We start from the raw sequence: 17,964 nt of genomic DNA, 5'->3' as shown, positions 1-17,964 counted from the left end.
TTGGAGTGTTAACGGAACTATAGACCCCTTAGGAGTCAAAATGGAGTATCGGCGGCTCGGCGCATCAGGTCTGCTCGTTCCGGCCCTGAGCTTCGGCGCGGGCACTTTCGGCGGACGGGGAGCGCTGTTCAGCGCCTGGGGTGACACCGATGCCGAGCAGGCACGGCGGTTGATCGACATCAGCCTGGAGGCTGGTGTCACCATGTTCGACACCGCCGACGTCTACTCCGACGGCGCCTCCGAGGAGGTGCTCGGCGCGGCCATCAAGGGCAGGCGCGATCAGCTGCTCATCTCCACCAAGGCCTCGCTGCCCACCGGACCGGGCCCGTCGCAGGCCGGTTCCGGCCGCGCCCGGCTGATCGGCGCCGTGGAGGCCTCGCTGCGCAGGCTGGGCACCGACTACATCGACCTGTTCCAGCTGCACGCCTTCGACGCGGGCACCCCGGTCGAGGAAGTTGTTGCCGCACTGGACGATCTGGTGCGCGCGGGCAAGATCCGCTACCTCGGCGCCTCCAACTTCGCCGGTTGGCAGCTGATGAAATCCCTTGCCGCGGCGGACAAGCACGGCCTGACCCGCTACGTCGCGCACCAGGTGTACTACTCGCTGGTCGGCCGCGACTACGAGTGGGAACTCATGCCGCTGGGCCAGGATCAGGGCGTCGGCGCGGTCGTCTGGAGCCCGCTCGGCTGGGGCAGGCTGACCGGGAAAATCCGGCGCGGCCAACCACTTCCGGAAGGCAGCCGGTTGCACCAGACCGCCGAGGCCGGTCCGCCGGTCGATGACGAGAAGCTCTACGACGTGGTCGATGTGCTGGACGAACTCGCCGCCGAAACCGGTAAGACCGTGCCGCAGATCGCCCTCAACTGGCTGCTGCGCCGCCCCACTGTTTCGACCGTCATCGTCGGCGCCCGCAACGAGGACCAGTTACGTCAGAACCTCGGCGCAGTCGGCTGGGAACTCACCACCGACCAGGTCGCCCGTTTGGACAAGGCCAGCGCCACCACCCCGCCCTACCCCTGCTATCCGTACTACCGCCTGTCCGACTTCACCCGCCTGAACCCGCCAGCGGTGTAGTCAGTAGACGTCGCGAACGTAGCGTTTCTGCGCGACAAGCTGTTTGCGGAAGGCGAGGGCACCCGCTTCGTCGAGGTTGCCGTGGACGCGCGCGATGCGCAGCAGTGCGTCGTCCACGTCCTTCGCCATTCTCGTTGCGTCGCCACAGATGTAGAGGTGCGCGCCGTCTGACAGCCAGGACCACAGTTCGGCGCCGTGTTCGATCATGCGGTGCTGTACATAGATTCGCTCGCGCTGGTCGCGGGAGAAGGCCAGGTCGAGGCGGGTGAGGAAGCCGGAGCGGAACATGTCTTCGAGTTCGGTGCGGTAGTAGAAGTTTCGCGCGGCGTGCTGTTCGCCGAAGAACAGCCAGTTGCGTCCGGTGCAGCCGAGCTCGCGGCGTTCCTGGAGGAAGCCGCGGAACGGCGCGATGCCGGTGCCGGGCCCGACCATGATCATCGGTGCTGTCGGGTCGGCGGGCGGACGGAAGTGCGGCGCGCGTTGCAGGAAGATCGGTACCGTCGTGGGGTCGGTGCCAGCTCGGTCGGCGAGGAAGGTCGAGCAGACGCCGCCGCGCCGGGCCGCCGATCCGGTGGCGGCGGGATCGCCGTAGCGCACGATGCCGACGGTGAGCTGCACCTCGTCCGGGCTGACCAGCGGACTGGACGAGATCGAATACTGGCGCGGCTGTAGCTTTTTCAGCGTGCCGAGCCAATCGACCAGATCGGCCCGCACCGGGAAGTCGCGCAGCACGTCGACGGCCTGCCGGTCCCACAGGTAGTTGTCGAGCTCGTTGCGATTGTCCCGCCGCAGCAGCTTCGCCAGCCGGACGTTCGGATTGCGCTCGGCGATGAAGGTGAGCAGGTCATTGCTCACCTTGCTGATGTCGTAGTGCGTGCGCAATGCCTCGGCCAGCGACAGCTCCCGATCGTCGATCTCGATGATCCGGCGGCCGTCGAGTCCGGTGGTGGTGAGCCACTCGTCCACCAGTACCGCGTCATTGGTCGGCCAGACGCCGAGCGAATCGCCGACCTCGTAGTCGGCTTCCAGCCCGCGCAGGTCGAAGCCGAACTGCCGCACCTCTTTCGACGAGCTGCTGTGGGTGAGCGATTCGTTGCGCACCAGCGGCGCGGGTACCGGGGACTGCCGGGTGAACTGGGCGATCTCCCGTCGGGTGCGCCCCGGCGCGGGGGCGGCGGCCCGCGTGAGGACTGCCGTCATGGTGCTGCTGCGGGTACGGGCCGCTCGGTCCGGCGTCGGCGGTCCTTGATCGCCTTCCAGCGCAATGCCTTCCACCGCCTCGCCGAGCACGGCGACGACAGCGTCGAGCCAGCGCTCGGCGGGGGCTTGGAAATCGGGTTCGCTGTCGACGCGTGGAAGCAGCCGTGTCGCACCGTATTCGGCGAACTTCTCGTCCAATTTGCGGCCGTGCCCGCAGAAGTCGTCGTAAGAGGAGTCGCCGAGCGCGAATACCGCGTAGCGCACGCCGGTGAGTCGAACCGCGCTGCCGTCGAGCCGGTTCCAGAAGTCGGTGCCGTTGTCCGGCGGACCGCCGTCGCCGAAGGTGCTGCTGATCACCAGCACATCACCGGTGAGTGTGTCGGTCGCGCACGAGTCCATATCGAGCAGCCTTGGCGCGAAACCACATTCGGCCAGCCGCGCGGCCACCGTCGCGGCGAGCTCCTCCGCGGTCCCGGTCTGCGACGCCCACAGCACGGTCACCGGGTGGGCGGGCGACGCGTCGGGCGCGGTACCGGTGGCGCGAGAGTACATGCCCGCCAGCACGCCGTCGATCCACAGTCTGCTCTGCGCGGACATCGGCGCGGCGGCGGGCAGCACGGGCAGCCCGGTCACCGGAATCGTCTGTAGCGCCGCCAGATAGCCGCTGAGGTAGATCCGTTCGGCCTCGGTGAGCGTCGGGGTAGCGGCCGCGTCCAGGCCGAACGCGGCGGCGAGCGGATGCGCGGTCGCCATCGAAGGTGTCGGCACCGCAGGCAATTCCGGCGTCTCGGCCTCCGGCACGGCCACCCGGCGCAGCGAGACCGCGCACGCCTTGAATTCCGGTTGCAGCGAAGCCGGATCGACGGCGTCGTTGGTGACCGCGTTGATGGTCAGATACTCGCCGTGCTCGTCGTTCCAGTGGAACGGCGCGAAGCAATCACCGGGCCGCACCCGGTCGCTGATCTGCACCGGCAACACCGCCCGCCCACGCCGCGAAGCGATTTCGAGCTGATCGCTCGCCTGAATCCCGAGCCGTTCGGCGTCGGCCGGATGCACTTCGACGAACGGCTGCCCGGTGATCTTGTTCAGCTTGTCGATCTTCCCGGTCTTGGTCATGGTGTGCCATTGATGCTGCAGCCGACCGGTATTGAGCAGGAACGGGAAGTCGTCGTCGGGCATCTCCTCCGGCGGCAGGTGCGGGCGCGGCCAGAACACGGCGCGCCTACTCGGCGTCGCGAACGCCAGCCGCGGTCGGCGACCGTCCGCGTCGACGTGCAGGTGCTGGCTCACACCGTCATTGACGTAGCGGATCGGATTGCGCGAGCGCGTGCTGTCGGGACACGGCCACTGCATCGGACCTTCCCTGAGCCGCTCGAAATCCATGCCGCGCAGGTCATATCCGGTGCCGGGATTGGCGAACTGCTTGATCTCGGCGAAAACCTCGGCACTGGAGGCGAACTCGAACCCGCTGAAACCCATCGCCGTGGCGACCTGGGCGATCAGCAGCCAGTCCGGGCGGGCGTCACCGATCGGATCGACGGAACGTTGCAACAAGGTGACGTTGCGCTCCGAATTCACCATCACCGCATCGGCTTCGGCCCACAGGGTGGCAGGCAGCAGCAGGTCGGCGTAGGCGTTGGTGGCGGTCTCGGTGTAGGCGTCCTGCGCGATCACCAGCTCGGCCGCTTCCAGGCCGTCGAGCACCGTCTTGCGGTTGGCCACGGTGGCAACGGGATTCGTGCAGATGATCCAGGCGGCCTTGATCTTTCCGGCGGCCAGTTCGCGAAACATCTCGATGGTGCCCGGCCCCACCTCGTCGCGCACTGTGCCGGGCGCGAGCCCCCACGCGGTTTCCACGAAGGTGCGGTCGGCGGGGGAGAGCACGCTGCGCTGGCCGGGGAGGCCGGGACCCATGTAACCCATTTCCCGCCCGCCCATCGCATTCGGCTGCCCGGTCAGCGAGAACGGCCCGCTACCGAGGCGGCTGATGGCGCCGGTGGCCAGGTGCAGATTGCAGATCGCGTTGGTGTTCCAGGTGCCGTGGGTGGACTGGTTGAGCCCCATCGTCCACAGCGACATCCATTCGCCCGCCTCGCCGATCCACCGTGCGGCAGTACGGATATCGGCCTCGGCGAGTCCGGTGAGCTCGGCGACCTGCGCGGGCGGATAGTCGCGGAGGAACTCGGACATCCCGTCCCAGCCGTCGGTGTGCTCGGCTATGAAATCCTGGTCTATGTCACCGTTTTCGACGAGCAGGTGCAGCAGACCGTTCAGCAGCGCCAGATCGGTGCCCGGCGCGATCTGCAGGAACAGGTCGGCTTTGGCCGCCGTGGCGGTGCGGCGGGGGTCGACGACAATCAACTTCGCGCCCGACTTGAGCCGATCGGCCATGCGCAAGTAGAGGATCGGGTGGCAGTCGGCCATGTTCGCGCCGATCACGAAGAACAGGTCGGCGTGCTCGAAGTCGTCGTAGGAGCCGGGCGGGCCGTCCGCGCCGAGCGACTGCTTGTATCCGGTGCCCGCACTCGCCATGCACAGCCGTGAGTTGGCCTCGATGTGCACGGTCCGCAGGTAGCCCTTGGCCAGCTTGGTCGCCAGGTATTGCGCCTCGAGCGACATCTGCCCGGAGACGTACACCGCGATCGCGTCGGGTCCGTGCTCGTCCAGGATCGCGCGCAGCCGGTCGGCCGCCTCGCGCACCGCGTCGTCGACCGGCACCGGGACCGGTTCCTGACCGCGCTCGGGCCGCCGGTACGCGGTCTCCATCCGGCCGGGCGTCCGCATCAGTTCCAGGTGGGTGGCGCCCTTGGTGCACAGCCTGCCCGCGTTCGCTGGATGCAGCTTGTCGCCGCTGACCTTGGCGATGACCGGCGACCCGTCGGCGCCCGCACGGGTCCGCACCGTGATGCCGCAACCGACGCCACAGTACGAGCATGCCGTCCGCGCGGTGCCGTCCGCGGGTTTCGTGCCTGCGTCCACCATGCTCCCGATCATGGCCATCGTCGATTGCGACGGGTTTACCGCGCGTTATCGACAAGTGACAATGACCCTCACCAGCGTAAAAGCTGTCGGTGAGGTGTGATGGAGATCGCTGCTCAGCCGAGCTTGTACGCCCGATGCAGCGCGACGATCCCACCGGTGAGATTACGCCACTTCACCGCGGACCACCCGGTGCTCGCGATCCGCAGAGCCAGTTGCCGCTGGTTCGGCCAGGCCCGAATCGATTCGGCGAGATAGACATACGCGTCGGGATTGCTGCTGACCGCGCGGGCCACCGCAGGCAGCGCCTTCATCAGGTATTCCATGTACACCGTGCGGAAACCCGGCACGATCGGCGTGGAGAACTCGGCGATGACCAGCCGGCCACCCGGCTTGGTGACCCGCAGCATCTCGCGCAGGGCGACCTCGGGGTCGGCAATGTTACGGAGCCCGTAGGAGATGGTCACCGCGTCGAACGATTCGTCGGCGAACGGCAGCGCCATCGCGTCGGCGGCCACCATCGGCACCTTGCGGTGCTTGCCTGCGGCGAGCATGCCCTGGGAGAAGTCGGCGGCCAGGCACCAGGCGCCGGACTTCGCCAGATCGAGGGTGGACACCCCGGTGCCCGCGGCGAGGTCGAGCACCCGCTCGCCCGGCCGTGGCGCCAGCGCCTTGCGCACCGCCCAGCGCCAGTAGCGATCATGGCCACCGGAGATCACCGTGTTGGTCAGGTCGTACCGTCGTGCGACACCGTCGAACATCGTCGCAACCTCGTGCGGCTGCTTGTCCAACGAAGCCCGGGTCGATTCTGTTTTCGCCACGCTCATCCGCCTCTCCGCGTCTTTAGGCCATACAAGTCGGGTGCCTCCTGAGTCGCGTACAGGTCCTGCGTCAGGTGCGCCGCATTTCTGGGCGTGCCCGACGAGCTACCCATGTTCTCACGAGATCAGTCGCGACTTTCCGATTGGCCGCTGCGCGGCAATCGGTTGCGGAGTAAGGCCTCTTCAGGCCGTATGCGGAAGCCGCATACGGGTGCCGGTCACGTCCGCGTAGTGCCCCATCAGCTCGGTGCAGATGGCCGGCCAGGTGCGGTGCAGCACCGATTTGCGTGCGGCACCGGCGAATCGGGCCCGCAGCACCGGATCGTGCAGTGCCGCAACGGCGCTCGGCAGCAATTCGGTGAAACGGTCGACCGGGAGCAGATACCCGTTGCGGCAGTGCGCGATCAGGTCGCGCGGGCCGCCCGCGTCGGGGCCGATCACCGGGATGCCGCAGGCCAGCGCCTCTTGCACACCCTGACAGAAGGTTTCGTGCTCGCCCGCGTGCACCATCACGTCCAGGCTGGCGTACGCCTGGGCCAGGGTGTCGCCGCCGAGCTCGCCGGTGAACACGGCGGTCGGCATCATGCGCGCGAGCCGATCCCGCTCCGGCCCGTCCCCGACGATCACCAGCTGGATGTCCGGGTCGTTGCCCAGCACCGCGAGCCGCTCGACATGCTTCTCCGGCGCGAGTCGTCCGACGAAGCCGACCACCAGCTTGTCGCCGTCGAGCCAGGAGTCGCGCAGTTCCGTGCGGCGCGCGGCCGGGTTGAACCGGGCGATGTCCACGCCGCGGCCCCACCGGTGCACGCGCGGAATGCCGTGCTGCGCCAGGTCTTCCGCGGCCGCCCGGGACGGGGCCAGCGTCCTGGTCGCGCCCTCGTGGATGCGCCGCGTCCAGGCCCAGGCCGCCCGGCTGGCCAGCGCGAGCCCGTAGCTCTTGGCGAACCCGGCGACATCGGTCTGATACACCGCCACGGTCGGCAGATCCAACCGCATCGCCGCGCCGAGACCACCGGCACCGAGCAGGAACGGCGAGGCCAGATGCACCACGTCGGCGTCGAAATCCTCGATCGCCGAGACGATGCCCGGCTGCGGCAACCCCACCGGCAGCGAACTGATCTTCGGCACCATCACCGCGGGCACCCGGTGCACGCGGAACCGCTCATGCCAGCGTGCGGCAGGCGGCAGGCCCCGCGGGGTATCCGGCGCGATGATCAACGCGTCGTGGCCGTGCCGGTCCAGGTGGTCGACCACCCGGAGCACGGAGTTGACCACACCGTTCATGTTCGGCAGAAACGACTCCGCAACGATCGCTACACGCACTACCTCAGGGTGACGGCCGCAGCGCGCCGTGTCGTCACACGGGCGTTAAGGAAACCTAAAGATCGAGCGAACACCTCGGGCCGCTCGGCGATTCACATGCCGAAAGCGTGGAATCGCGGATCGGCAACTCGACGTCAGCGGGCAGCTGCTCGAGGCGGGGGATGTGGTCGTCGTGCCTGCGGGCAGCCCCATCGCGGTCGGCAACCCGGGCGACGCACCGGCCGAGGCGTTCATCGCGATCGCCGCGGGCTTCGAGGCCGTCATGCCCGACGGGAGCCGGATGTCGCCGCCCTGGGCTCAGTAGTTAGTTCAGCTGGATTTCGGCCGTCGCCGGTTGAGCCGGGCCAGCAGCCACAGCGTCGGCAGGGCGACCAGCCACACCACCACGATCACCGACAACGCGGGTGGAATGGCAACGCGGACATCGCGCCCCTCCACCCGCACCAGATCGGGATCCCTGCGGTTGTACTCGACCCGGATGCGCTCACCCTCGGTGAGGTTGGTCGGATACAGCACGCCGACCTTCGGATTGTGTGTCTCCCCGTCCGGAGTCACGAACATGACCGCCGACCGCAGCCGGCCCGCGGAGAGCACCTCGGCGCTGGCCACACCCTTGTCCGAGCTGATCAGATAGTCGTTGCGCCAGGCAGCCAGCACCAGCAGCACGATGAGCACACTGATCACCGTGGCCGCCGTGAGCACGCCGATCCTGGCCCGCCGCAGGCGGATCGAGCGCCGATCAGACTGGGTGGTTTCCAACACCGCAACAAGGCTACCGACCCCCTCGGCTACGGTGTCGCGCATGTCCCGAAAATTCAGCTTCACCGTGCCTTATGCCGTCCCGGTCGAAGATCTTCACCGGGCACTTACCGACGACAAGGTCTGGCAGGCGCGTTTCGCCGACGCCGAGACCGCAACTTTGGACGTTTCGCATCCCGAGGGTGCGGACACCATCCGCATCCACATGACCGAAAAGGCTTCCGAGGACAAGATTCCCAGCGTGGTGAGCAAGGTGCTCAAGGACCAGCTCACGCTCGCGCGCACCGACAACTGGCAGGCGCTGGTCGGCGAGGTCGCCAAGGGCACCTTCGAGGGCGCGACCACCGGCATCGCCACCGAGATGTCGGGCACCTACGAAATGCGCTCGACCGCAGAGGGCTCCGAGATCGAGGTGGTCGGCACCGTGCAGGTGAAGGTGCCGGTGGTCGGCGGCGCCATCGAACCGCTCGCCGAGCAGCTGCACCATCGCGTGCTCAACAGTGAGCGCACGTTCGTCGAGGAATGGGTCGCCGCACAGGCGACTGCCTGATCAACGACCCGCCCCGCCGTTCCGGTGTGCGCCGGGACGGCGGGGGGCTCGACTACGCGAAATCCGCGGGGGAGTATTCCTTCTGCTCCACCAGTACCAGCCAGTTCCCGGAGTTGTCCCGGATGATCGCCTCGGTGCCGTAGGGCCGTTCGGCGGGCGGCTGGACGAACTCGACGCCCTTCGCGGTGAGTTCCTCGAAGGTCTTCTGGCAGTTCTCGGTGCGCAGCCCGAGCGCGCCGTGCGTGCCGTTCGCGAGGGCGCGGCGGATGGCGTCGGCCAGGTTGTCGTCCAGCGGCGGGCCGGGGACCATCAGTGTCACCTCGAGCTCCGGATGCGCCGGGTGCGCGACGGTGAGCCAGCGGAACCCGTTGTCGCCCATGGTGATGTCGGTGACCTCGACGAATCCCAGCTTGTCGATGTACCACTGCTTCGATTCGTCCATGTCGGTGACGTACACGGTGACCAGGGAAACGTTCGTGATCGATGTCATGCGACCAGGCTATGGGCGGGTTGTGCTCCGTGGCTTCTCCGAAATTGCGCGATGTTCTAGGTATCGCGTTTGCGGTCGCTCAGGCCGTGCATGAACACATAACACCCGGGAATGCGCGGTGCGCCGTCGGCGAACTTGGCCTGATACTCCGAGGGCGTGACGCCGACCAGCTGACGGAATTTGCTGCTGAACGAGCCGAGGCTGCTGTAGCCGACCAGCATGCACACCTCGGTGACGGTGACGTTGGAGGAGCGCAGCAGATCCTGCGCCCGTTCGATCCGCCGCTCCGCTAGATACGCTGCCGGTGTCAGCCCGTAGACCGCGGCGAACGCCCGCAGGAAGTGATACTTGGAAACTCCTGCGGCAGCGGCCAATTCATCGAGACGGAGCGGATCGGCATACTGTCGATCCGCGAGATCCCGCGCCCGCCGCAAATGCGGCAGCAAATACAACGCGGGCAGTCCACCTGCTTGTCCGCTCATGGCTGAGCACCTGTCGTCGCGTCGGCGAGGATCAGCCTACCGTCGTGAGCTCGGGAAAACCGCAGGTCCTCAAGCGAAAGGCGGACGCTCGTCGACGCGCATGGACGCCCGCCCCGCCGCCCGCCAAGCCCGCGCGGTCAGGTCGACGTCCTCGTCGGTGACCAGGTTCCCCATCACCCGAACCGCCGTGCGCTGCAAGTACTTCGACCGCATCACCGGCGGCCCGCCGATCGGCACCATCCGCGGATGCGTGGCCAGCCCGGCGATCCGCCGCGCCACCGAGAAGGTGCGGCCGTACTTCGCGCGCAGCAACTCGGGCCAGAGGTGCGTGAGGTCCGGCTCGTCGAGCAGCCCGGCCAGCATGTGCCCGCCCTCCAGGCCGTAATCGATGCCCTCACCGTTCAACGGATTCACACAGCCCGCGGCGTCGCCGACCAGCACCCAGTTGCCCCCCGCCACGTTCGACACCGCGCCACCCATCGGCAACAGCGCCGAGGCGACCGCGCGCAGCGATCCCTCGAACTGCCACTCGTCGAAACGCAGCTTCGTGTAGTGCTCCAGCAGCGGTTTCAACGCGATGTGCGAGGGCCGCTGCTCGGTGGCCAGCGAGCCGACCCCGATGTTGACCTCGCCGTTGCCGAGCGGGAACACCCAGCCATAGCCGGGCACCAGCACATTGTCGGCGTCGCGCAGTTCGAGATGCGAGGTGATCCACTGGTCGTCGCTGCGGCCGGACTTGATGTAGGCGCGGGCCGCCGTGCCGTACGCGTACTGCCGATGCCAGGTGCGGCCGAGCAGCCGCCCGATCGGCGAGCGCACGCCGTCGGCGACGATGAGCGTGGCGCACTCGATGGTGTGCGTGCCCGTCGCTGTCCGCACGATCACACCGGTGACGCGGTCGCCGTCGCGCGTGAGATCGACCACCTTGGTGCCGTCGATCATCCGCGCGCCGGACTTCATCGCGGTCTCGCGCAGCTTGTCGTCGAGTTCGGTTCGGGGGACGGCACTTCCGTACGTCGGGAAGGAACCGGCGGGCCACGGCAGCAGCGCCTCCCGGCCGAAGCCGGTCATCCGGAGGCCGTGATTGACCGTGTGTGCGCGCAGCCATTCGCCGAGGCCGAGGTGTTCCAGCTCGGCCGTCGCGCGCGGGGTCAGCCCATCGCCGCAGGTCTTGTCCCTGGGGAAGACGGCGGAGTCGAGCAGCACCACGTCGCGACCGGCTCGCGCGGCCCATGCCGCCGAGGCCGAACCGGCCGGGCCCGCGCCGACGACGAGCACCTCGGCCCTGGCGGGCAGCGCGTCCCCGTTCGCGGGGGTGACTTCCGGTGAACCCATGGCCTCAATACTTGCAGGGCAATCTTGTTGGTGTCGACGGCGGGCGCGTCACCCGCGACACGGTGCGGCGAGGCGCGCGGATAACGGCGTGCAAAAGTGTCTGATACACCGCATAGTGATGGTGTTCATGGGCCATCGGCTGGGGACACGCTAGGTTCTCTATCGTGGGGTCGGACGGATCGGTGGGAGAAGAAATGAGCACATCGGCTGTGAAGGACGAGAGCACGGTGGTGGCCGGGGTCGACCTCGTCGACGTCGAGCTCGCGGCAACCGTGCGCAACGGCCTGGAAGAGGTCGAGAAGCTCCTGGTCACTGAGCTGTCCGACGGCGAGGAATTCCTGCAGGAGGCGGCGCTGCACCTGGCCAAGGCCGGCGGCAAGCGGTTCCGTCCGCTGTTCACCATCCTCACCGGCCAGCTCGGCCCGCGCCCGACCGATCCCGCGCTGATCACCGCGGGCACCGTCGTCGAACTCGTGCACCTGGCCACGCTGTACCACGACGACGTGATGGACGAGGCCACCATGCGCCGCGGCGCCCCGAGCGTGAATTCGCGCTGGGGCAACAACATCGCGATCCTGGCGGGCGACTATCTGTTCGCGCACGCCTCCCGGCTCACGTCGACGCTCGGCCCGGATGCCGTGCGGATCATCGCCGAAACCTTCGCCGAACTGGTCACCGGTCAGATGCGCGAGACCATGGGCGCCCGTGAATCCCAGGACCCGGTCGAGCACTACCTGCGTGTCGTCTGGGAGAAGACCGGCTCGCTGATCGCGGCCGCGGGTCGCTTCGGCGGCACCTTCTCCGGCGCGGGCATCGAGCACGTCGAACGGCTGGCCCGGCTCGGCGACGCGGTCGGCACCGCCTTCCAGATCTCCGACGACATCATCGACATCTCCTCTGCCGCCGAGCAGTCCGGCAAGACGCCCGGCACCGACCTGCGCGAGGGCGTGCACACGCTGCCGGTGCTGTACGCACTGCGCGACGAGGGCGCCGAGGGCGACCGGCTGCGCAAGCTGCTCGCCAACCCGCTGCAAACCGACGCGGAGGTCGAGGAGGCACTCGACCTGCTGTCCCGCTCGCACGGCATGGTGCTGGCCAAGGAGAAGCTGCAGGGCTACGCCGATATCGCGCACGCCGAACTCTCCGCGCTGCCCGCGGGCCCGGCCAACGATGCCCTCGAACACCTGGTTCGCTACACGATCGAGCGTGTCGGCTGACTTCAGCAGGAACTTTGGTTCGTGCTCCTATCGTTGACCTGTTGTCAACACTCAACGATCGGGGGAGTGGGCAAGGAGACCTATGCACGGGCACGGGTACGCGAACGGGCTGAAGACGTTCGGATTGATGGTCGGCCTGTCGGCGTTGATCGTGGTCGCGGGTGCGCTGTTCCGCAGCCCGACCATCCTGATCATCGCCATCCTGCTCGCCGTCGGCATGAACGCCTACGCGTACTTCAACAGCGACAAGCTCGCGTTGAAGGCGATGCACGCGCAGCCGGTGAGCGAGCTGGAAGCGCCGGTGATCTACCGGATCGTGCGTGAGCTGGCGACCACCGCGCGGCAGCCGATGCCGCGGCTCTACATCAGCCCGACCAACGCGCCCAACGCCTTCGCCACCGGCCGCAGCCCACGGCACGCCGCGGTCTGCTGTACCAGCGGCATCCTGCAGATCCTGGACGAGCGCGAGCTACGCGCCGTGCTCGGCCACGAGCTATCGCACGTCTACAACCGCGACATCCTGATCTCCTCGGTCGCCGGCGCGCTCGCCGCGGTCATCTCCGGCCTGGCCAACCTGGCCTTCTTCGCCTCGGCGTTCGGCGGCAACCGTAACGGTGGCGGCCCCAATATGCTTGGCGTGCTGTTGGTTTCGCTGCTCGGACCGATCGCCGCGAGCCTGATCAAGCTGGCCGTCTCGCGCTCCCGCGAATTCCAGGCGGACCAGTCCGGCGCCGAGCTCACCGGCGACCCGCTCGCCCTCGCCTCCGCCCTGCGCAAGTTGGAGCGCGGCGTACAGGCCGCCCCCTTGCCGCCTGAGCCGCAATTGACCGCCCAGTCGCACCTGATGATCGCCAACCCGTTCCGGACCGGCGAGCGCGCCGCACGCTGGTTCTCCACCCACCCGCCGATGGCCGAGCGCATCGCTCGCCTGGAGGAAATGGCGGGCGGACCGAAGAACTACTGAGCTCGCTACCGGTAGTTGACGAACTGCAGGGCGATGCCGAAATCCTCGCCCTTCAGCAGCGAGATGACGGCCTGCAGGTCGTCGCGCTTCTTGCTGCTCACCCGCAGTTCCTCACCCTGGATCTGCGCCTTCACGCCCTTGGGGCCCTCGTCGCGGATCTTCTTGGTGATCTTCTTCGCATGCTCGGTGTCGATGCCCTGCACCAACGTTCCGGTGATCTTGTAGACCTTGCCGGAGGCCACCGGCTCGCCCGCGTCGAACGCCTTGAGCGAGATATCGCGGCGAATCAGCTTCTCCTTGAACACATCCAGCGCCGCCTTGACCCGCTCCTCGGCCTCGGCCGTCAGCACGATCTTGTCCTCGCCGGACCACTCGATGGCCGCACCGGTGTTGCGGAAGTCGTAGCGGGTGGTCAGCTCCTTCTCCGCCTGATGCAGGGCGTTGTCGACCTCCTGACGTTCGACCTTGCTGACGACATCGAATGACGAATCGGCCACACTTCGCTCCTGTCCTGGCGGTCCAACTGCTTGCTCGACCGATGATCGGTCACCGTTAGTTGTACCCCGGAGGGCGACCGTAGTCCCGCCGCATGGCCGATGGCCAGCCGGTTTGCATTGAGGGTGCGGTTGCGATGTATTCTGCTCTCCGCACTCAGTGCACGGCAGATTGCCCGAGCGGCCAATGGGAGCGGACTGTAAATCCGTCGGCGAAAGCCTACGTAGGTTCGAATCCTACATCTGCCACTTGTTCGCGAGAGAGCCCCGGACGCAAAGAGCGCGTCCGGGGCTCTCTCCGTTCGTGTCTTGTGGGGGGTGGAACCCCCACACCCCGCCCGGCGGGGCTTCGCCCCCCGGACCCCCTTCTGTTGTTCGCATGATCGTCAAGGTCTTCTTCGGTGTTTGCCAGCCGCAAGGCCCCTCGAAAAAGGCTTCTGACCACCCGGTTTGGAGCTCTGACCCTTGGGTGTGTAACCTCGTTCAGGACTTCGCCGCGCCGGGGTCGGATGTCTAGAGCCTGGCGCGGAAGTAGTCATGCCCCCTTAGCTCAGTCGGTAGAGCGTTTCCATGGTAAGGAAAAGGTCAACGGTTCGATTCCGTTAGGGGGCTCGCCGGATTGCCGGTGGTGACCGACTCGGCATCGCATATAGTTCCCACTCTGGTGGGGCCGGGCGCGGCACTACAGCAATGCGACCCCGTGGCGGTGTAGCTCAGTCGGTAGAGCAAACGACTCATAATCGTTGTGTCGCCGGTTCAAGTCCGGCCATCGCTACCAAACCGATCAGACCAACTGGTTGACCCGAAAGAAGGAATATCGTGGCCGCGAAGTCCACCGATGTCCGGCCAAAGATCACCTTGGCCTGCGAAGAGTGCAAGCACCGCAACTACATCACCAAGAAGAACCGGCGCAACGACCCGGATCGGCTGGAACTCAAGAAGTTCTGCCCGAACTGCGGCACGCACCGGGGACATAAAGAATCCCGCTAGTCCGCCACGCGTGATGCTGCCGCGTGGATCGGCGCCGAGAGCCTGATTGCTCCCGGCAATCTCGGATCGTGACAGTGCGAGGGCCGGACGTTTGTCCGGCCCTGACGCATTTCTCGGCCGAGTGGCGCGGTTGTGAGGGAGCGTAGCGAGCGAACCATGGATACAGCCGCCCCAGCGGTTACGACGGAGCTGAGCGTCAGCGAGGCGCAGTCGTAGACGCTCCGCCGACTCCGGATACGGGGTCAGATAGGTACAGTCCACCCGTGACAATCAACACCGGTACAGACGAAGCGGTCCAGGCGGTCGAGACCTTCGACCCCGCAGTACACGCGGCCTCGATGGTGGGTCACCACTACCGCGTCGACGACTACTACGAGGTCGGCCGCGAGAAGGTGCGCGAATACGCGCGCGCTGTGCAGGACTACCACCCGGTGCACTGGGACGAGGACCTGGCGCAGGAGTACGGCTACGACGGCCTGCTCGCGCCGCTGACCTTCATCTCCCTGGTCGGCATTCTGGCCCAGCGCAAGCTCTTCGAGCAGATTGTCACCGGCTACGACCTGAGCCAGATCCTGCAGACCGACCAGATCCTGGAATTCCACCGGCCGATCAAGGTCGGCGACCAGCTGGTCTGCGACGTCTACCTGCACTCGTTCCGGCAGGCGTTCGGCGGCGACATCATCGTCACCAAGAACATCGTCACCGCGCAGAACGACGAGCTGGTGCTCACCACCTACACCACGCTCATCGGCCGCAGCGGCGGCGACATCGACCCGAACCTCAACGACGTGGTCCGCAACGTGCTGATGCACGGCATCGGCGAAGACGCGCCGGACCATCGCCCGCGCGCCAACGTCCCCGCGCCGCTGGCCGCCGCCAAGGTGCCCGATGTCGCGCCGAGCAAACGCGCGATCAGCTTCGACGACATCGCGGCCGGCGACGAACTGCCCGCCCGCATCGTCCGGCTGACCCGCGGCGACCTGGTCAACTACGCCGGTGTCTCCGGCGACGCCAACCCGATCCACTGGAGCGACGAGGTCGTGAAGCTCGTCGACCTGGAAGACGTGGTCGCGCACGGCATGCTCACCATGGGCCTCGGCGGCGGCTTCGTCACCTCCTGGGTCGGCGATCCCGGCGCGGTCAAGGAATACAACGTCCGCTTCACCAGCCCGGTCTATGTGGGGACGGATGAGGCCGCCGAGATCGAGTACACCGGTAAAGTGAAGTCCGTTGATCCGGAGACGCGGACCGCGGTCGTCGCCATCGTGGCGAAGTCGGCGGGGCGCAAGATCTTCGGGCGCGCGACGGCAACCGTGCAACTGGCGTGAGGCGGTCGGGGCCGGGCTGAGAGGTCAGGCCCGGAGGCGGCAGCTTGTTGTAACCATGGAGGGTCCCGATCAGGCCGAATGTATACCGCCTGACCTGGTCGACTGACCCTGATTGGCTTACGACGCGGGCGGTAACGTACACTCAGATTTCTGGGGTCACCAGCCGCTGCGCGCTGCTCTGTAGGGCTGGTTCCGGGCGAGTCCGTAAGGATTCGCCAATGGGGCCGGCAACTGCCGGAGTGGCGCGCGTGTTGTGTGACACCAGAACTGAACAACTGAATACCGAACAGTGGTTGGACGGCCCGCATGGATCCAACCGAAGGGGCGTAGCTCAACTGGCAGAGCAGCGGTCTCCAAAACCGCAGGTTGCAGGTTCAAGTCCTGTCGCCCCTGCCTTCCGTAGCGACTGCTTGCAGGTCGCTCGAAAGAACCAGCATGCAAGCGACGAAAGGATCGACGTGAGCGAGCGAAGCGAGCGAGCCATTGGCACAGCGCGCATCGCGCACGCGGGCGCCGAGCGAAGCGAGGAGCAGGCGTGAGCGAGCGGGAAGATCGCCTGGGCGCGCATGCGGCCGACGACGGCGATGACACCGCCGGGGTAGCTCGGCCGAGCGGCAAGCGTTCCGCCCGGCGGACCCGCAGTGCGTCATCCGACACGGGTTCGATCGCCACACTGGATCGTCCCTCGTTGCGCAAGGCAGCCAAAACCGATCGGGCCGAACGCGGGACGCGTAATCCGTTCAAGCGTTTGATCAAGTTCCTGCGTGAAGTAGTCGCGGAACTGCGCAAGGTGATCTGGCCCAACCGGAAGCAGATGGTCACCTATACGAGCGTTGTTCTGGTGTTCGTGATCTTCATGGTCGCGTTCATCAGCGGGTTGGATGTGGCGTTCATCAAGGGTGTCAACTGGCTGTTCGGCTAGATACGGACCCCCGCTTGCGACTGCTTGCAGGTCGCTCGAAAAGGTCAGCCGCCGGCCGATCTCCGGGGCGGACCCGGGCGGAGTAGTTCCGCCGCGCGCCCGGCCCCGGCACGCAGAGGATGTACGTGACGACACAGGAAGCGAGTGCCCCAGTGAGCACCCCGGAGAACGACACAAACGAAGAGTTCCCGGTCGAGGACGCGGTGGTGGATCCCACGACCGAAGACGCCACGACCGTCGAAGACTCCGAGGACGTGGACTCCGAGAGTGCCGTCGACTCCGAGGTCGCCGAATCGGCGACCGACGAGGAAGCCGCTGCCGAGGCCGCTCCGATCGATGCCGAGCCCGCCGACCCGGTCGCCGAGATGAAGTCCGCGCTGCGTCGCGCCCCCGGTGACTGGTACGTCATCCACTCGTACGCCGGTTACGAGAACAAGGTGAAGGCCAACCTCGAGACCCGCGTACAGAACCTGGACCTGGAGGAGTACATCTTCCAGGTCGAGGTGCCGACCGAAGAGGTCACCGAGATCAAGAACGGCCAGCGCAAGAACGTCAACCGCAAGGTGCTGCCCGGCTACATCCTGGTCCGGATGGAACTCAACGACGAGTCGTGGGGCGCGGTGCGCAACACCCCCGGTGTCACCGGATTCGTCGGCGCCACCTCGCGTCCCTCGCCGCTGTCCATCGACGACGTGGTGAAGTTCCTCGTCCCCGCCGCGCAGCAGAAGAAGGCGCCTGCCGCCGGTGCTGCGGGTTCGGGCGATTCCACCTCCGAGTCGGTGTCCAAGCCGACCATCGAGGTCGACTTCGAGGTCGGCGAGTCGGTCACCGTGATGGACGGCCCCTTCGCGACGCTGCCCGCCAGCATCTCCGAGGTCAACGCCGAGCAGCAGAAGCTCAAGGTGCTCGTGTCGATCTTCGGTCGCGAGACCCCGGTGGAGCTCGGCTTCACCCAGGTCGCGAAGATCTAAGACGTTCCGTCCTCGACGGAATGAATCGCCCGGACCACGGGTTGATTCACCAGGACTTGCAAAG

17 protein-coding genes and 4 tRNA genes are annotated in these 17,964 nt (G+C 67.0%); 13 read left to right on the top strand and 8 right to left on the bottom strand.

Annotated features, from left to right (window positions below; all coding sequences use genetic code 11):
* The first annotated feature begins 40 nt into the window (after positions 1-40).
* A complete protein-coding gene (locus ACQPW1_RS44990) occupies positions 41-1,075 on the top strand; it encodes an aldo/keto reductase (protein WP_433659747.1) in 1,035 nt (344 codons plus the stop codon).
* Here ACQPW1_RS44990 and ACQPW1_RS44985 read toward each other — a convergent pair whose 3' ends face one another.
* The 3 genes from ACQPW1_RS44985 to ACQPW1_RS44975 all read right to left on the bottom strand — a co-directional run bounded on the left by ACQPW1_RS44985 (position 1,076) and on the right by ACQPW1_RS44975 (position 7,398).
* Positions 1,076-5,257 carry a molybdopterin-dependent oxidoreductase gene (locus ACQPW1_RS44985; RefSeq protein ID WP_433659746.1) on the bottom strand — a complete coding sequence of 1,394 codons (4,182 nt, stop codon included), beginning with the start codon at positions 5,255-5,257 and terminating at the stop codon, positions 1,076-1,078.
* 113 nt (positions 5,258-5,370) lie between these two features.
* Complete coding sequence (locus tag ACQPW1_RS44980) at positions 5,371-6,081, bottom strand: demethylmenaquinone methyltransferase (protein WP_433659744.1); 711 nt, start codon at positions 6,079-6,081, stop codon at positions 5,371-5,373.
* A 177-nt stretch (positions 6,082-6,258) separates the two neighbouring features.
* On the bottom strand, positions 6,259-7,398 hold the full coding sequence (locus ACQPW1_RS44975; protein ID WP_433659742.1) for a glycosyltransferase family 4 protein: 1,140 nt from the start codon (positions 7,396-7,398) through the stop codon (positions 6,259-6,261).
* Positions 7,399-7,459: 61 nt separating this feature from the next.
* On the opposite strand from ACQPW1_RS44975, the gene ACQPW1_RS44970 reads away from it, so the two are divergent.
* Positions 7,460-7,702 carry a cupin domain-containing protein gene (locus ACQPW1_RS44970; protein ID WP_433665521.1) on the top strand — a complete coding sequence of 81 codons (243 nt, stop codon included), beginning with the start codon at positions 7,460-7,462 and terminating at the stop codon, positions 7,700-7,702.
* 5 nt (positions 7,703-7,707) lie between these two features.
* Here the strand turns inward: ACQPW1_RS44970 and ACQPW1_RS44965 are convergent, their stop codons facing one another.
* A complete protein-coding gene (locus ACQPW1_RS44965) occupies positions 7,708-8,202 on the bottom strand; it encodes a DUF3592 domain-containing protein (protein WP_433659740.1) in 495 nt (164 codons plus the stop codon).
* Between ACQPW1_RS44965 and ACQPW1_RS44960 the strand changes: the two genes are divergently transcribed.
* Positions 8,201-8,707, top strand: a complete 507-nt coding sequence (locus ACQPW1_RS44960) for a DUF2505 domain-containing protein (protein ID WP_433659738.1) — start codon at positions 8,201-8,203, stop codon at positions 8,705-8,707. The two genes, ACQPW1_RS44965 and ACQPW1_RS44960, sit on opposite strands and share 2 nt — an antisense overlap.
* Before the next feature lie 52 nt (positions 8,708-8,759).
* Here the strand turns inward: ACQPW1_RS44960 and ACQPW1_RS44955 are convergent, their stop codons facing one another.
* The 3 genes from ACQPW1_RS44955 to ACQPW1_RS44945 all read right to left on the bottom strand — a co-directional run bounded on the left by ACQPW1_RS44955 (position 8,760) and on the right by ACQPW1_RS44945 (position 11,014).
* On the bottom strand, positions 8,760-9,197 hold the full coding sequence (locus tag ACQPW1_RS44955) for a VOC family protein (protein ID WP_433659736.1): 438 nt from the start codon (positions 9,195-9,197) through the stop codon (positions 8,760-8,762).
* 56 nt (positions 9,198-9,253) lie between these two features.
* Complete coding sequence (locus ACQPW1_RS44950) at positions 9,254-9,679, bottom strand: helix-turn-helix transcriptional regulator (protein WP_433659734.1); 426 nt, start codon at positions 9,677-9,679, stop codon at positions 9,254-9,256.
* A gap of 69 nt (positions 9,680-9,748) precedes the next feature.
* Positions 9,749-11,014 carry a geranylgeranyl reductase family protein gene (locus tag ACQPW1_RS44945; RefSeq protein ID WP_433659732.1) on the bottom strand — a complete coding sequence of 422 codons (1,266 nt, stop codon included), beginning with the start codon at positions 11,012-11,014 and terminating at the stop codon, positions 9,749-9,751.
* 194 nt (positions 11,015-11,208) lie between these two features.
* On the opposite strand from ACQPW1_RS44945, the gene ACQPW1_RS44940 reads away from it, so the two are divergent.
* Together ACQPW1_RS44940 and htpX are read left to right on the top strand one after the other, a co-directional pair.
* A complete protein-coding gene (locus ACQPW1_RS44940) occupies positions 11,209-12,231 on the top strand; it encodes a polyprenyl synthetase family protein (protein ID WP_433659730.1) in 1,023 nt (340 codons plus the stop codon).
* Positions 12,232-12,313: 82 nt separating this feature from the next.
* A complete protein-coding gene (gene htpX / locus ACQPW1_RS44935) occupies positions 12,314-13,195 on the top strand; it encodes a zinc metalloprotease HtpX (protein WP_433659728.1) in 882 nt (293 codons plus the stop codon).
* Between the two features lie 5 nt (positions 13,196-13,200).
* On the opposite strand, the gene ACQPW1_RS44930 is transcribed toward htpX, so the two are convergent.
* Positions 13,201-13,692: a YajQ family cyclic di-GMP-binding protein gene (locus ACQPW1_RS44930; protein WP_433659726.1), complete on the bottom strand. Its 492-nt coding sequence runs from the start codon at positions 13,690-13,692 to the stop codon at positions 13,201-13,203.
* Between the two features lie 163 nt (positions 13,693-13,855).
* Here ACQPW1_RS44930 and ACQPW1_RS44925 point away from each other — a divergent pair.
* From ACQPW1_RS44925 to nusG, 8 genes are all read left to right on the top strand, one after another.
* Positions 13,856-13,938 (top strand) — tRNA-Tyr (locus ACQPW1_RS44925).
* Positions 13,939-14,228: 290 nt separating this feature from the next.
* A tRNA-Thr gene (locus tag ACQPW1_RS44920) sits at positions 14,229-14,301 on the top strand.
* 90 nt (positions 14,302-14,391) lie between these two features.
* Positions 14,392-14,467, top strand: a tRNA-Met gene (locus tag ACQPW1_RS44915).
* 41 nt (positions 14,468-14,508) lie between these two features.
* On the top strand, positions 14,509-14,679 hold the full coding sequence (gene rpmG, locus ACQPW1_RS44910) for a 50S ribosomal protein L33 (RefSeq protein WP_150399758.1): 171 nt from the start codon (positions 14,509-14,511) through the stop codon (positions 14,677-14,679).
* Between the two features lie 269 nt (positions 14,680-14,948).
* The gene (locus tag ACQPW1_RS44905; RefSeq protein WP_433665520.1) at positions 14,949-16,007 is read left to right on the top strand and encodes a fused (3R)-hydroxyacyl-ACP dehydratase subunits HadA/HadB; all 1,059 of its coding nucleotides are present in this window, start codon (positions 14,949-14,951) and stop codon (positions 16,005-16,007) included.
* 320 nt (positions 16,008-16,327) lie between these two features.
* Positions 16,328-16,400 (top strand) — tRNA-Trp (locus ACQPW1_RS44900).
* 142 nt (positions 16,401-16,542) lie between these two features.
* Positions 16,543-16,929: a preprotein translocase subunit SecE gene (gene secE / locus ACQPW1_RS44895; protein ID WP_433659724.1), complete on the top strand. Its 387-nt coding sequence runs from the start codon at positions 16,543-16,545 to the stop codon at positions 16,927-16,929.
* A gap of 152 nt (positions 16,930-17,081) precedes the next feature.
* A complete protein-coding gene (gene nusG / locus ACQPW1_RS44890; RefSeq protein ID WP_433665519.1) occupies positions 17,082-17,900 on the top strand; it encodes a transcription termination/antitermination protein NusG in 819 nt (272 codons plus the stop codon).
* Positions 17,901-17,964: the final 64 nt, after the last annotated feature.

Source organism: Nocardia sp. CA-128927 (assembly GCF_050955855.1).
Lineage (GTDB): Bacteria > Actinomycetota > Actinomycetes > Mycobacteriales > Mycobacteriaceae > Nocardia.
Note: the sequence above shows the minus strand (reverse complement) of the source record. Positions and strands in the feature narration are given on the sequence as shown.